Genomic DNA, 13,393 nt, shown 5'->3' with positions numbered 1-13,393 from the left:
CCGGGATGTCACCCGTTCCCCGCGTGAGGCACGCGCCACGGCCCCGGCACGGGCACCGGGGCCGGGTGACGCCGCCGGTCAGCTCCCGGCGGCCTCCGTGGAGGGGGGCTCCCGGTCGCCCGGACGCGCGCGGACCTCGTCCGTGCACTTGTAGCGGCGCGGCGGACCCGCGTCCGGGCCGCCCAGGATGACCGAACCGTCCCCCTCGGCCGCCGCGGAGTCGGAGAAGGTGCACACGACCTGGGCCAGCCCGGCGGGCGACAGGCTCCCCGGTGCGGTGCTCAGCCGCAGGGTGTCCTCCGGGTCGCCGGGCCGCGGACCCGCCACCGTCGTCCCGCCCCGCACCCGGGTGGTGTACCCGGCCTCCCGCTCGGCCTCCGGCGGCTGCTCCGACACCTCGTCCAGCAGTCCCTGCGCCATCCGCACCCGCCGTGTCTCCGCGGCCCCGTCCGGCACCCGGACCGTCCGGTCCACGGCGACCAGTGACGATCCGCACAGCAGGAAGACCCGCATCGGCAGGTCCCGCCCGGCCTGCGTCGACACCTCCGGCTCGGCCAGCGAGCAGCGCACCCGCGAGGGCGCCGGACCGAAGTCGGTCGGCACATCCGTGGCCCGGATCCCGCACCCGGCCAGCAGCGTCCCGAACGCCCCCAGCACCAGCAGCCCCCGCGCACCGCGCACGGCCGCACGTCGTCCGTTCATCAGGCGTCCCCCTCGGCGCCTTCGTCCCCGGCGTCACCGGTCTTCTCCCCGGAACCGCGCGCGGACACGTCCCGCGGCAGCCGCAGCGTGAACACGGCGCCGCCGTCGGGCGAGTTGGCCGCCGTGATCTCACCGCCGTGGATGTGCGCGTTCTCCAGCGCGATGGACAGCCCCAGTCCGCTGCCCTCCGAACGCGGCCGGGAGGCACTCGCCTTGTAGAAGCGGTCGAAGACGTGCGGCAGCACCTCCTCCGGGATGCCCGGCCCGTGGTCGCGGACCTGGATGACCACCGTGCCGCCGTCCCCGGCGCCCTCGTCGTCCTCGCCGGATTCCTCCCGCACCGCCACCCGCACCGGCGAACCGCCGTGCTTGAGCGCGTTGCCGACGAGGTTGGCCAGGATCACGTCCAGCCGGCGCGGGTCGAGCCGCGCGTGGATGCCCCGCTCGGCGTCCAGGTCGACCGCGTCCAGCCAGGCGCGCGCGTCGATGCAGGCGGTGATCTGGTCGGCGACGTCCACGTCGTCGAGGACCAGCCGGGCGGTGCCCGCGTCGAAGCGGGTCACCTCCATCAGGTTCTCCACCAGGTCGTTGAGCCGCCGCGTCTCGCTCACCACGAGCCGGACCGCGGGCTCGATCATCGGGTCGATGCCGCCGCCCTCGAACTCCAGCTCCTCCTCCAGGACCTCCGTCACCGCCGTGATCGCGGTGAGCGGTGTCCGCAGCTCGTGGCTCATGTCCGCCACGAAGCGGCGCGACGCCTCGTCCCGGGCGGCCATGTCGGCCACCCGCTTCTCCAGCGCCTCGGCCGCCTTGTTGAACGTGTGCGACAGATCGGCCAGCTCGTCCGTACCGGACACCCGCAGCCGGGTGTCCAGCTTCCCCTCGCCCAGCCGCCGCGCGGCGACGCCCAGCCGCTGCACCGGTTTCAGCACGGTCGTCGCGGCGGCGTGCGCGAGCAGCGCGGAACCTATCAGCGCGAGCGCGGTGGCGATCCCCAGCGACCAGGCCAGCGAGTTCAGGTCCTTGGCCTCCGGCTCCAGCGACTTCAGCATGTAGCCGGTCGGCCCGCCGCCGATCACCCGCGTCCCCGCCACCAGGTACGGGGTGTCCTCGTCCACCGTCCGCAGCCAGTACATGCGGTGGGCGTACTTGTTGGCCGAGGTGATCTTCTGCCGTTCGGTGACCGCGTCCCGGAGCGACTTCGGCACGTCCTCCAGCGAGAAGCCGTTCAGCCCGCCCGAACTGCCGTACACGGTCCGCCCGTCGGGATCCTTCGCGACCAGCAGCACGGTGAACCGCTGACTGCTGTTCGCCATCTGCCCCGCCGCGCGCTGCAGTTCGTCCTGCGTCGGGTGCTCGGGCAGCGCGCCCGCCCGGTTCTGCATCTCCCGCTCGAAGTCGCGCAGCACCGCGTCCTGCGTGCGGGTCAGCACGGACTCACGGTTCAGCCAGTAGGCGATCCCGGACGCGGACACCGCCGCGGTCAGCGCGACCAGGCCGAACACCACGACCAGCCGCAGCCGCAGGCTGGTGAACCGCAGCCTCGACCAGACTCCCTTGCGCGCCGCGGACCAGCCGCGGGCCCCCCCTTGGTGCTCGTGTGTCACTGAGGCGGGTCCAGCCGGTAGCCGACACCGCGGACGGTACGGATCAGGGTCGGGGACGACGGGACGTCCTCGACCTTGGCGCGCAGCCGCTGGACGCACGCGTCCACCAGACGCGAGTCGCCCAGGTAGTCGTGCTCCCACACCAGCCGCAGCAACTGCTGCCGGGACAGCGCCTGCCCCGGCCGCCGGCTCAGCTCCAGCAGCAGCCGCAGCTCGGTCGGCGTCAGCTGGAGGTCCTCGCCGTTCTTCGTCACCGTCATCGCCGAACGGTCGATGACCAGGCTGCCGAAGGTCGCCGAGTCGCTGGACTCCCGCTCCCCGCGCCGGAGCACCGCCCGGATCCGGGCGTCCAGCACGCGGCCCTGCACCGGTTTGACGACGTAGTCGTCGGCGCCGGACTCCAGCCCGACCACCACATCGATGTCGTCGTTGCGGGCGGTCAGCAGGATGATCGGCAACTGGTCCGTGCGCCGGATGCGACGGCACACCTCGAAGCCGTCGATGCCGGGCAGCATCACGTCCAGCACGATCAGATCCGGCCGCTGCTCGCGCAACAGCTTCAGACCGTCCTCACCGCTGGCAGCGGTCGCCACCCGGTGGCCCTGGCGCGTCAGTGAGAGCTCCAGGGCCGTGCGGATGGCGTCGTCGTCCTCGATCAGCAACAGGGAAGGCACGGAGTCATTCTGGCCCATGGAGGGCTTCCTGTTCGACCCGTGGACGACAGATGCCCATTGGGCCCCCATACGTGCCGCTACGTGCACGGACTCCCGGTGGAGGAACTGCGCGCCCGGGGTGACCGGCCCCTGTGACACGTCTGTGACAGTCGGCAGACACGGCCATGAAGGTCCCCCGGCAAGCTTCTCGGCACAAGCACAACGGCAGGGCGAAACACCGGAAGTCCACGACGGGGGGCGCGAGATGAACACGCTGCACGGCACCAGCACCAGCGCAGTGATCACGCGTCTGCACGACGTGCACCGGGGTTCCGAGAAGTCCGGTGCCGCGAGCATGCGGGGGTGCGCTCGCGGCGCCGGGCGTCAGCACACCGCGATCATGACGGTGGTTGACGCGTCCACGGGGGACGCCAACGGGGGAACCGCGTACGGGGAGGGCTCGGGGGAGCGCCGTTCGCTGTCGGAGGCGGAGTTCACCGCCTACGTCCAGGAGCGCCGCGCCTCCCTGTACGCCACCGCCTACCACCTGACCGGCGACCGTTTCGAGGCCGAGGACCTGCTGCAGAGCGCGCTGTTCTCGACCTACCGGGCGTGGGACCGGATCAGCGACAAGGCGGCGGTCGGCGGATACCTCCGCCGCACCATGACGAACCTGCACATCAGCGCGTGGCGCCGCCGCAAGCTGAACGAGTACCCGACCGAGGAACTGCCGGAGACGGCCGGTGACACGGACGCGATGCGCGGCACGGAGCTGCGCGCGGTCCTGTGGCAGGCGCTGGCCCGGCTGCCCGAGCTCCAGCGCACCATGCTGGTCCTTCGCTACTACGAGGGCCGCACGGACCCGGAGATCGCCGACATCCTCGGCATCAGTGTCGGCACGGTGAAGTCGAGCATCTGGCGGTCGCTCCGCCGGCTGCGCGAGGACGAGGTCCTCAGCTTCGGCCGTGACGAGGAGAACGCCTTCGGGGAGCTCGTCGCCTGAAGGCCGCGGGACCGGGGATCGGGGGATCCACGGGAACCGTGAGGGGGAGCACGAGGGGGTACGGGGGTACCTCCCGGATCCGGGGGAAGCACGAGGGATCCGGGACAGCACGGGGAAAGACGGGGGGAAGTACCGGGGGAGCAGGGGGGAAGCACGGGGGAATGCGAAACAGCGGGACTGGAGGGCCGGGGGGCCCGCCCAGTCCCGCCTTTCGTATGCGCCGGCGTCCGCCGGTGCCAGGTGCCCGGTCCTCCGGCCGCCGGTCAGGCCGGCGTGCCGGTCCCCGTCCTCGGGCGCACGGCGAACTCCGCGGCCGCGAGACGGGCCAGGGCCTCGTCCCGGTCGCAGGCGTACGCGCCCAGCGCCGTCTGGTGGGCGACGATCGACCGCTCCAGCCGCATCAGCCGCCAGCCCCGGCGCAGCAGGAACGGCACCGACTTGCGGCCCTCCCTGAGGTCCCGGCTGAAGCGCCGCCGGAAGGTCCGGAAGGGGCCCCGGCTCAGACACAGCGCGTCGGCCAGCAGCCCCAGTTCGGCGCAGCGGGCGACGATCTCCGCTGCGAAGATGCCCTCCGCGATGAACAGCGGGGCCCGGTCGATGTCGACGCTCCCCTCGCCCGTACGGGCGCTCAGCGAGATGTCGTAGACGGGGACGGGCGTCCGGCCGGTGCGGCACAGCCGGTCGATGGCGGCGACGGCGGCGTCCGCGTCCCAGGAGCCGGGATGGTCCCAGTCGATGTCCGACGACCCCGCCACCAGCGGGAGGGTCGGGTCGTCGCCCTCCTTGTAGAAGTCGTCGAGGCGCAGCACCGGAAGGCCGGAACGGGCCGCGAGGAGGGACTTGCCGGAGCCGGAGGGGCCGCAGAGCAGCACGACTCGCGCGGATATGGGCGACTGGGAACTCACGGGACACCAGTGTGAGGCATCGCTGGGGTGGCGTACGACCCCGAGGTGCGGCTTTGAAGCGCGCGTCACACGACCACTACGCTGCGCGGTGAACCGATCACCCAGCGAAGGCAAGAGGTGGCCCAGCGATGGCCCGACACAAGGCACCCAAGACGCCGACCGCCCGACGCGCCCTGGCGGTCCTCGCCACCGCGGGCGCGGCGCTCGGCATCGGCGCGACGACGGCGGCGGCGGCGGACTCGGGGGCGGTCCTCGACGACGCCGGCCAGGTCGTGGGCACGGTCGCGGACCTCAAGCCCAACCCGCTGGCCGGCACGGGCGTGGACCCGCTCGACAACGGCGTCGGCACCCAGGTCGCCGACTTCCGGGCGGTGGACTCCCGCGAGGTGACGGGGCCGGTCACCCAGGCGGAGTCGGTCGACAGCGTCCCGGGGGTCGGACGGGCGACGGACGCGCTGCGGAACTGACCGGCGGGTCCCCGGCGCGGCGGAGCGCCGTGCCCCTCCCGGACGGGGGAGGGGCACGGCGCTCCGGTGGTGGGGGGTGGGCTGTGGCTCAGTAGGCGGAGCCCGAGGCGCCCAGCGAACCCGTGGGGTGCCAGACGGTCTTGGTCTCCAGGAAGGCCGTCATGCGGTCCGTGCCGGGCGTCGCCGACCAGTCGTCCACAGGCTGTGGACGCAGGACGCGCTTGAGGTTGTCGGCGGCCGCGATCTCCAGCTCCTTCGCCAGCGCCTCGTCGGCGCCCGCGAGGTCGATCGCGTTGACGTCCTGGTGCGCGGCGAGCGGGGCGGCGATCTCCGCCGTACGGCCGGAGAGGATGTTCACCACACCGCCGGGGAGGTCGGAGGTGGCGAGGACCTCGCCGAGGGAGAGCGCGGGGAGCGGAGACTTCTCGCTCGCGACGACCACGGCCGTGTTGCCCGTCGCGATCACCGGGGCGACCACCGACACCAGGCCGAGGAACGACGACTCCTGCGGGGCCAGTACCGCGACCACGCCCGTCGGTTCGGGGGACGACAGGTTGAAGAACGGGCCCGCGACCGGGTTGCCGCCGCCGGTCACCTGGGCGATCTTGTCGGTCCAGCCCGCGTACCAGACCCAGCGGTCGATCGCCGCGTCCACCTGCTCGGCGGCCTTCGACTTCGACAGGCCCTCGGCGCCGGCGACCTCACGGACGTACTGCTCCCTGCGGCCCTCCAGCATCTCCGCGACGCGGTAGAGGATCTGACCGCGGTTGTACGCCGTCGCGCCGGACCAGCCGCCGAACGCCTTGCGCGCGGCGACCACCGCGTCACGGGCGTCCTTGCGGGACGAGAGGGGGGCGTTGGCCAGCCAGTTCTGCTTCGAGTCCGTCACCTCGTACACCCGGCCGCTCTCGGAACGCGGGAACTTCCCGCCGACGTACAGCTTGTAGGTCTTCAGTACGGAAAGTCGTGCGTCAGACATCGAGGTACGCCTCCAGGCCGTGGCGGCCGCCCTCGCGGCCGAAGCCCGACTCCTTGTAACCGCCGAACGGCGAGGTCGGGTCGAACTTGTTGAACGTGTTGGACCAGACGACGCCCGCGCGGAGCTTGTTCGCGACCGCCAGGATGCGCGAGCCCTTCTCCGTCCAGATGCCCGCCGACAGGCCGTACGGGGTGTTGTTGGCCTTGGCGACCGCCTCGTCCGGCGTGCGGAAGGTGAGGACGGACAGGACCGGGCCGAAGATCTCGTCGCGGGCGACGGTGTGCGCCTGGGTGACGCCCGTGAACAGCGTCGGGGCGAACCAGTAGCCGTTCTCCGGGAGTTCGCAGGCCGGGGACCAGCGCTCGGCGCCCTCCGCCTCGCCCCGGTCGGCCAGTGCGGTGATCCGGGCCAGCTGCTCGGCGGAGTTGATGGCGCCGATGTCGGTGTTCTTGTCCAGCGGGTCGCCGAGGCGGAGCGTGGAGAGACGGCGCTTGAGGGAGTCGAGGAGCTCGTCGTGGATCGACTCCTGGACCAGGAGGCGGCTGCCCGCGCAGCAGACCTGGCCCTGGTTGAAGAAGATGCCGTTGACGATGCCCTCGACGGCCTGGTCGATGGGGGCGTCGTCGAAGACGATGTTCGCGCCCTTGCCGCCCAGTTCGAGGGTGAGCTTCTTGCGGGTGCCCGCGACCGTGCGCGCGATCTCCTTGCCGACGGCGGTCGAACCGGTGAAGGCGACCTTGTTCACGTCGGGGTGGGCGATCAGGGCGGCTCCGGCGCGGCCGTCGCCGGTGAGGATGTTGACGACGCCCCTGGGCAGGCCCGCCTGACGGCAGATGTCCGCGAAGAAGAGGGCGGACAGCGGGGTCGTCTCGGCCGGCTTCAGGACGACCGTGTTGCCGGTCGCGAGCGCCGGGGCGATCTTCCACGCCAGCATCAGCAGGGGGAAGTTCCACGGGATGACCTGGCCGGCCACACCGAGGGGCCGGGGGTCCGCGCCGTAGCCGGCGTGGTCGAGCTTGTCGGCCCAGCCCGCGTAGTAGAAGAAGTACGCGGCGACCAGGGGGAGGTCCGCGTCGCGGGTCTCCCGGATCGGCTTGCCGTTGTCGAGGGTCTCCAGGACGGCGAGCTCGCGGCTGCGCTCCTGGATGATCCGGGCGATGCGGAAGAGGTACTTCGCGCGCTCGGAACCGGGGAGCGCCGACCACTTCTCGAACGCCTTGCGGGCGGCCCGCACGGCGCGGTCGACGTCCGCCTCACCGGCCTCGGCGACCTCGGAGAGGACCTCCTCGGTGGACGGGGAGACGGTCTTGAAGACCTTGCCGTCGGCGGCCTCGGCGAACTCGCCGTCGATGAACAGGCCGTACGACGGGGCGATGTCGACGACCGAGCGGGACTCGGGCGCCGGCGCGTAGTCGAAAACAGGTGCCATGGTGATCAGTCCACCGTCACGTAGTCGGGGCCGGAGTAACGGCCTGTGGCCAGCTTCTGGCGCTGCATCAGCAGGTCGTTCAGCAGCGAGGAGGCGCCGAAGCGGAACCAGTGGTTGTCCAGCCAGTCCTCGCCCGCCGTCTCGTTGACCAGGACCAGGAACTTGACGGCGTCCTTGGTCGTGCGGATGCCGCCGGCCGGCTTCACACCGACCTGGACGCCGGTCTGGGCGCGGAAGTCGCGGACCGCCTCCAGCATGAGGAGGGTGTTCGCGGGGGTCGCGTTGACGGCGACCTTGCCGGTGGAGGTCTTGATGAAGTCGGCGCCGGCCAGCATGCCGAGCCAGCTCGCCCGGCGGATGTTGTCGTACGTCGACAGCTCGCCCGTCTCGAAGATGACCTTCAGGCGGGCGCTCGTCCCGCAGGCCTCCTTCACGGCGGTGATCTCGTCGTACACCTTCAGGTAGTTCCCCGCGAGGAACGCCCCGCGGTCGATGACCATGTCGATCTCGTCCGCACCGGCGGCGACGGCCTCGCGGACGTCCGCCAGCTTCACGGCGATCGGGGCGCGGCCGGCCGGGAACGCGGTGGCGACGGAGGCGACCTTGACGGTGGAGCCGGCGACGGCCTCCTTCGCCGTGGCCACCATGTCGGGATAGACGCAGACCGCGGCCGTGGCGGGCGTGGTGCGGTCGGTCGGGTCGGGACGGACCGCCTTCGCGCCGAGCGCCCGGACCTTGCCCGGGGTGTCCGCGCCTTCCAGCGTCGTCAGGTCGACCATCGAGATGGCGAGGTCGATGGCGTACGCCTTCGCGGTGGTCTTGATCGAACGGGTGCCGAGGGAGGCGGCCCGCGCCTCCAGGCCGACCGCGTCGACGCCGGGCAGCCCGTGGAGGAAGCGGCGCAGCGTGCCGTCGGACGCGGTGACGTCGCTGAGAGCGTGTGGTGCAGTGGTGGGCATGGTCACCAGACGAGCATATCTACGCGCGTAGCGGCTGTACAGCCCTCCTGGTCGTTTCCCACGGCGTCCGCCGCGTGCGGGGCCGCCCGGGGCGTCGTGCAGAATCGGGAGCATGACGACCCCCGAGGACCAGTCGCCCGACCCGGAGCCCACGAAGCCCGCCGGGTCCGCGACGCCCCCGTACAAGGACCGGATCTACCGCTCGCCCGCGGCGCTGGTGGGCGGTGTGCTGCTGCTCGCCGTCGCCGGCTGGCTCGGCGTCGACGCGGTGGTCGTCGGCGAGGGCCGCACCCCGTGGCTGGCGCTCGCGCTGCTGCTCCTCGTCGTGCCGCTGGTCGTCGCCTACACCCTGCGCCCCGCCGTCTATGTCAACGACGACCGGCTGCGCGTGCGCAACCCGTTCCGGGTGATCGTGCTGCCCTGGGGGCAGGTCGCCTCGCTGCGGTCCGGATTCTCCAACGAGGTCGTCACCCTCTCCGGCGAGAAGTACCAGCTGTGGGCCCTCCCGGTCTCGCTGCGGGCCCGGGGCCGGGCGGCGCGGCACGAGTCGCGGGCCGCCGCGCGGGCGGCACGGGCCGCCCACGGGGGTGGCGGTGCCGGTGCGGCCGGTGGCGTGGGTCTGGACGGGCTCGGTACCGGGGGTGCCCCGGCGGGGCCGCGGCGGCACGAGAGCGACCGGGCGATGGAGGAGATGCGGGAGCTGCGCGAGCGGCGGCACGACGCGGAGGCCGCGCAGGGCGAGGTGACCGTGCGGTGGGCCTACGAGGTGGTGGGGCCCGCGGTCGCGGGGGCCGTGCTGCTGGGTGTGCTGCTGGGCGTGGGGTGAGGCACGTCGACCATGGGGTGAGGCACGGCGGCCGTGGGGTGAGCGGTGCCGGCCGTGGGGTGAGGCACTTCGGCCGGCATCGGGTGGGCGCTGCCCGCCGTGGGGCGGGCGCTGCCCGCCGTGGAGTGGATCACGGCGGCCGTGGCGTGGGGGCGCCGGCCTCGGTGTGAGGCACGCCGGCCGTGGGGTGGGTGCCGCCGGTCGTGGGGCGAGTCGAGCGGGCCGGGGGTGCGTCACGCGGGGCGGGAGTCCCGCCCCGCGTGAGCCGCTCGCGGATGCGTGCCGGTCTCAGATGCCCGCTGCCCGGGCGAGGTCCTGCTTGATCCGCTCCAGGAGCGCGGCCGCCCTGGCGCGGGCCTCCGGGAGGCCGGCCTTGTCGGGGACCGGGACCACCACCTCCAGGTAGCACTTCAGCTTCGGCTCCGTGCCGCTCGGGCGGACGACGACCCTCGCGCCGTCCAAGGTGTAGCGGAGGCCGTCGGTGGGCGGGAGCTTCTCCGTCCCCCGCGTGAGGTCCTCGGCGGTGGTGATGCGCAGGCCGGCCAGCTCCGTGGGCGGCTGCTCGCGCAGGCGGCGCATCGCGGAGGCGATGATCCCGAGGTCCTGCACGCGGACCGAGAGCTGGTCGGTGGCGTGCAGACCGTGCTCGACGGCGAGGTCGTCGAGGAGGTCGAGGAGGGTACGGCCGTCGGCCTTGAGGTCGGAGGCGAGTTCGGTGAGCAGCAGTGCGGCGGTGATGCCGTCCTTGTCGCGCACGCCCTCCGGGTCGACGCAGTAGCCGAGGGCCTCCTCGTAGCCGTAGCGCAGGCCCTCGACCCGCGCGATCCACTTGAACCCGGTCAGGGTCTCCTCGTGGGGGAGGCCGGCCTTCTCGGCGATGCGGCCGAGGAGGCTGGAGGAGACGATCGACTCCGCGAAGGTGCCGGTCGCCCCGCGGCGGACCAGGTGGGCGGCGAGCAGGGCGCCGACCTCGTCGCCGCGCAGCATGCGCCAGTCCGCGCCGTCCTTGACGGCGGCGGCGCAGCGGTCGGCGTCGGGGTCGTTGGCGATGACCAGGTCGGGGTCCGTCTCGCGGGCCTTCGCGAAGGCGAGGTCCATCGCGCCGGGTTCCTCCGGGTTGGGGAACGCGACGGTCGGGAACTCCGGGTCGGGCTCGGCCTGCTCGGCGACCAGCTCGGGGGTGGGGAAGCCCGCGCGGGCGAACGCGGCGAGGAGGACGTCCTTGCCGACGCCGTGCATCGCGGTGTAGACCGTGCGGGCGGTGCGGGGGGAGCCCTTGGCGAGGACCGCGTCCGTGCGGGCGAGGTAGGCGTCGAGGACCGCGTCGTCGAGGGTCTCCCAGCCTTCGGTGGGACGGGGGACGGCGGCGAGCGAGGCCACGGCCTCGATCTCGGCGGCGATCTCCGCGTCGGCCGGGGGGACGATCTGGGAGCCGTCGCCGAGGTACACCTTGTAGCCGTTGTCCCGGGGCGGGTTGTGGCTGGCGGTGACCTCCACGCCGGCGACGGCGCCGAGGTGCCGTATGGCGAAGGCGAGCACGGGGGTCGGGAGGGGCCGGTCGAGCACGGCCGCCCGGAGGCCGGCGCCGGTCATGACGGCGGCGGTGTCCTCGGCGAACGTGGCCGACTTGTGGCGGGCGTCGTAGCCGATGACGACGAGGCCGGCCGTGTCGTCCCCGTGGGGGGTCCCCTGCTTCTTCAGGTACGCGGCGAGGCCGGCGGCGGCGCGGATGACCACGGAGCGGTTCATGCGCATCGGGCCGGCGCCGAGTTCGCCGCGGAGGCCGGCGGTGCCGAACTGGAGGGTGCCGCCGAAGCGGGCGGCGAGTTCGGTGTGGTCGCCGGTGTCGACGAGGCGGGCGAGTTCCTCACGGGTGTCCGGGTCGGGGTCCTCGGCGAGCCATGCCTGTGCCTGTGCGATGAGCGCGACGTCTTCCACGGTTTCGGTCGGCCTCTCTCGGTTGTCGTCTGTCAAGTGTCCATGGGTGTGGCGTGGTCCGCGGCGTGGTGGGTGGATGCCTGCGGGGTGCCTGCGGCGTGGTGGGTGGGGTGCCTGCGGCGCCGCTTCGCCTTCGGTGGGGGTGCGCGTGGCGCCTGTGGTGGGTGGGTGGTGCGGGGACGGGGCGGGGGTGTCCGTCCTCGGACCGGCGCGGGAGTGTCGCCCGGTGGTGGTGAGGGTGTGGACGCGCCGGCCACTGCGGGCGGCCACCCCCGCCCCGTCCCCTCCCCGCCACGGGCGGCCACACACGCCCACCGCGGTGCGCACAGCACGCCGTGTGCGGCCATATCCGCCACCGCTCCCCGCGGGCAGTCGTGCCGCTGGGGCGGCACGGGTGGGCGCGACGGCACCCCGCAGGCGCCGGGCTGCGCCGGGACCCCCGACCGGTAACGGCACAGGGAGCCCTGGCGACGTCCGCGCTACAGGCGTCCGAGCACCTGCGTCAGCAGCGCACCCATCCGCGTCGCGGAGTCGCGCCCCGCCTGCAGGACCTCCTCGTGGTTCAGCGGCTCACCCGTCATCCCCGCGGCGAGGTTGGTGACCAGCGAGATGCCCAGCACCTCCGCGCCCGCCTCCCGTGCGGCGATCGCCTCGAGGACCGTCGACATGCCGACCAGGTCCGCCCCGATCACCCGGGCCATCCGGATCTCCGCCGGGGTCTCGTAGTGCGGGCCGGGGAACTGGGCGTAGACCCCCTCCTCCAGGCTCGCGTCGATCTCCTTGCACAGCGCCCGCAGACGCGGCGAGTACAGGTCGGTGAGGTCGACGAAGTTCGCGCCGACGATCGGGGAGGTGGCGGTGAGGTTGATGTGGTCGCTGATCAGGACGGGCTGGCCGGGGCGCATGCCCTCGCGCAGGCCGCCGCAGCCGTTGGTGAGGACGACCGTCTTGGCGCCCGCCGCCACCGCCGTGCGCACACCGTGGGCGACGGAGGCCACCCCGCGGCCCTCGTAGTAGTGCGTACGGCCCAGGAAGACCAGGGCGCGCTTCGCACCGATGCGGTACGAGCGGATCTTGCCTCCGTGGCCCTCGACCGCCGGAGGCGGGAAGCCGGGCAGTTCGGTCACCTGGAACTCGGCCTCGGGCGTACCGAGGGCGTCCACGGCCGGGGCCCAGCCGGAGCCCATCACGAGGGCGACGTCGTGGGTCTCGGCGCCCGAGAGTTCACGCAGGCGCGCGGCGGCGGCGTCGGCTGCGGCGTAGGGGTCGCCCTGGATGTCGTCCGGAAGAAGAGAAGCGTTCACGCGACGAGGGTAGCCGGTATTCGCCTACGCGCGTAGATGTGTGGGGCGACGGGTTGGCGATCGTTGTCTTGTCGTGTTCCGCCGGGACGCGTCAGCAGGGACGTTTACGCAGTTCCATCACGTAGTCGTGGGGTGCGCCCGCGGACTCGGCCGCGTCGGCGATTTCGCCCAGGTAGCGGGCCGCGGGCAGGCCGCCCTCGTAGCTGTTCAGGACGTAGGCCCAGGCCCGGTCCTCGCCGTCGAGGGTGTGCACGCGGACCCGGGTGCGGCGGTAGAGGTCCAGGCTGCCCGCCCCCTCCCAGCCGTCCAGCGACTCCTCGTCCATCGGGGCGATGTCGTAGAGCGCCACGAAGACCTGGGAGAGCGGGTCCTCGACGAGGGTCGCGAGGGAACCCTCCCAGCCCATGTGCTCGCCCCCGAACGTCAGCCGCCACCCGTTCAGCCAGCCGGTGGCGCGCAGCGGCGAGTGCGGGGCGCGGCGGGACATCAGCCGCGCGTCGAGGTTGCCGGCGTACGCGGCGTAGAGCGACATGGGGTGAAGGGTACGGCAGCGGGCACGGGCGCCCCTGTCGGTAACAGCGGGGCCACGGCTGCGGCCCCCGGGCGGTCGCACGGTGAAGT

13 protein-coding genes are annotated in these 13,393 nt (G+C 73.0%); 3 read left to right on the top strand and 10 right to left on the bottom strand.

Annotation, left to right across the window (positions count from 1 at the left end; all coding sequences use genetic code 11):
• Positions 1 to 78 precede the first annotated feature (78 nt).
• Genes IE118_RS14310 through afsQ1 form a run of 3 tightly spaced genes read right to left on the bottom strand, consistent with a single transcriptional unit; the run spans position 79 to position 2,983 of the window.
• On the bottom strand, positions 79 to 702 hold the full coding sequence (locus IE118_RS14310; protein ID WP_189558267.1) for a hypothetical protein: 624 nt from the start codon (positions 700 to 702) through the stop codon (positions 79 to 81).
• Positions 702 to 2,309 (bottom strand): ATP-binding protein, encoded by a 1,608-nt coding sequence (locus tag IE118_RS14305; RefSeq protein ID WP_189558266.1) that lies wholly within the window; start codon positions 2,307 to 2,309, stop codon positions 702 to 704. The genes IE118_RS14310 and IE118_RS14305 overlap by 1 nt, the downstream gene beginning before the upstream one ends.
• Positions 2,306 to 2,983 carry a two-component system response regulator AfsQ1 gene (gene afsQ1 / locus IE118_RS14300; protein WP_024883374.1) on the bottom strand — a complete coding sequence of 226 codons (678 nt, stop codon included), beginning with the start codon at positions 2,981 to 2,983 and terminating at the stop codon, positions 2,306 to 2,308. Before afsQ1 ends, IE118_RS14305 begins: the two co-directional genes overlap by 4 nt.
• Positions 2,984 to 3,227: 244 nt before the next feature.
• Here afsQ1 and IE118_RS14295 point away from each other — a divergent pair, with 244 nt between their 5' ends.
• A complete protein-coding gene (locus tag IE118_RS14295) occupies positions 3,228 to 3,965 on the top strand; it encodes a SigE family RNA polymerase sigma factor (protein WP_189558265.1) in 738 nt (245 codons plus the stop codon).
• Positions 3,966 to 4,228: 263 nt separating this feature from the next.
• On the opposite strand, the gene IE118_RS14290 is transcribed toward IE118_RS14295, so the two are convergent.
• Complete coding sequence (locus IE118_RS14290; RefSeq protein WP_229846807.1) at positions 4,229 to 4,870, bottom strand: uridine kinase; 642 nt, start codon at positions 4,868 to 4,870, stop codon at positions 4,229 to 4,231.
• A 128-nt stretch (positions 4,871 to 4,998) separates the two neighbouring features.
• On the opposite strand from IE118_RS14290, the gene IE118_RS14285 reads away from it, so the two are divergent.
• Positions 4,999 to 5,337: a hypothetical protein gene (locus IE118_RS14285; RefSeq protein ID WP_189558263.1), complete on the top strand. Its 339-nt coding sequence runs from the start codon at positions 4,999 to 5,001 to the stop codon at positions 5,335 to 5,337.
• 88 nt (positions 5,338 to 5,425) lie between these two features.
• Here the strand turns inward: IE118_RS14285 and IE118_RS14280 are convergent, their stop codons facing one another.
• The 3 genes from IE118_RS14280 to deoC are packed head-to-tail and all read right to left on the bottom strand — an operon-like array spanning position 5,426 to position 8,704.
• On the bottom strand, positions 5,426 to 6,316 hold the full coding sequence (locus IE118_RS14280; protein WP_189558262.1) for an aldehyde dehydrogenase family protein: 891 nt from the start codon (positions 6,314 to 6,316) through the stop codon (positions 5,426 to 5,428).
• A complete protein-coding gene (locus IE118_RS14275) occupies positions 6,309 to 7,745 on the bottom strand; it encodes an aldehyde dehydrogenase family protein (RefSeq protein WP_189558261.1) in 1,437 nt (478 codons plus the stop codon). Before IE118_RS14275 ends, IE118_RS14280 begins: the two co-directional genes overlap by 8 nt.
• Before the next feature lie 5 nt (positions 7,746 to 7,750).
• Positions 7,751 to 8,704, bottom strand: coding sequence for a deoxyribose-phosphate aldolase (gene deoC, locus IE118_RS14270; RefSeq protein WP_189558638.1), 954 nt, complete (start codon positions 8,702 to 8,704; stop codon positions 7,751 to 7,753).
• 112 nt (positions 8,705 to 8,816) lie between these two features.
• On the opposite strand from deoC, the gene IE118_RS14265 reads away from it, so the two are divergent.
• Entirely contained in the window at positions 8,817 to 9,530 is a 714-nt protein-coding gene (locus IE118_RS14265) for a PH domain-containing protein (RefSeq protein WP_189558260.1), read from the top strand.
• Between the two features lie 288 nt (positions 9,531 to 9,818).
• Here the strand turns inward: IE118_RS14265 and IE118_RS14260 are convergent, their stop codons facing one another.
• From IE118_RS14260 to IE118_RS14250, 3 genes are all read right to left on the bottom strand, one after another.
• Entirely contained in the window at positions 9,819 to 11,468 is a 1,650-nt protein-coding gene (locus IE118_RS14260) for a phospho-sugar mutase (protein WP_189558259.1), read from the bottom strand.
• A gap of 479 nt (positions 11,469 to 11,947) precedes the next feature.
• Complete coding sequence (locus tag IE118_RS14255) at positions 11,948 to 12,772, bottom strand: purine-nucleoside phosphorylase (protein ID WP_189558258.1); 825 nt, start codon at positions 12,770 to 12,772, stop codon at positions 11,948 to 11,950.
• Between the two features lie 91 nt (positions 12,773 to 12,863).
• Positions 12,864 to 13,304: a gamma-glutamylcyclotransferase family protein gene (locus tag IE118_RS14250; protein WP_189558257.1), complete on the bottom strand. Its 441-nt coding sequence runs from the start codon at positions 13,302 to 13,304 to the stop codon at positions 12,864 to 12,866.
• Between the last annotated feature and the right edge of the window lie 89 nt (positions 13,305 to 13,393).

The sequence above is a fragment of the Streptomyces pilosus genome, assembly GCF_014649835.1.
GTDB lineage: Bacteria > Actinomycetota > Actinomycetes > Streptomycetales > Streptomycetaceae > Streptomyces > Streptomyces pilosus.
This window is presented reverse-complemented; position numbering and strand designations above follow the sequence as displayed.

Bases quoted from the DNA above. Each gene is read 5' to 3' on its own strand.
- IE118_RS14285 (WP_189558263.1), top strand. From the start codon at position 4,999: ATGGCCCGACACAAGGCACCCAAGACGCCGACCGCCCGACGCGCCCTG.
- IE118_RS14250 (WP_189558257.1), bottom strand. From the start codon at position 13,304: ATGTCGCTCTACGCCGCGTACGCCGGCAACCTCGACGCGCGGCTGATG.
- IE118_RS14265 (WP_189558260.1), top strand. From the start codon at position 8,817: ATGACGACCCCCGAGGACCAGTCGCCCGACCCGGAGCCCACGAAGCCC.
- deoC (WP_189558638.1), bottom strand. From the start codon at position 8,704: ATGCCCACCACTGCACCACACGCTCTCAGCGACGTCACCGCGTCCGAC.
- IE118_RS14295 (WP_189558265.1), top strand. From the start codon at position 3,228: ATGAACACGCTGCACGGCACCAGCACCAGCGCAGTGATCACGCGTCTG.
- IE118_RS14280 (WP_189558262.1), bottom strand. From the start codon at position 6,316: ATGTCTGACGCACGACTTTCCGTACTGAAGACCTACAAGCTGTACGTC.
- IE118_RS14275 (WP_189558261.1), bottom strand. From the start codon at position 7,745: ATGGCACCTGTTTTCGACTACGCGCCGGCGCCCGAGTCCCGCTCGGTC.
- IE118_RS14310 (WP_189558267.1), bottom strand. From the start codon at position 702: ATGAACGGACGACGTGCGGCCGTGCGCGGTGCGCGGGGGCTGCTGGTG.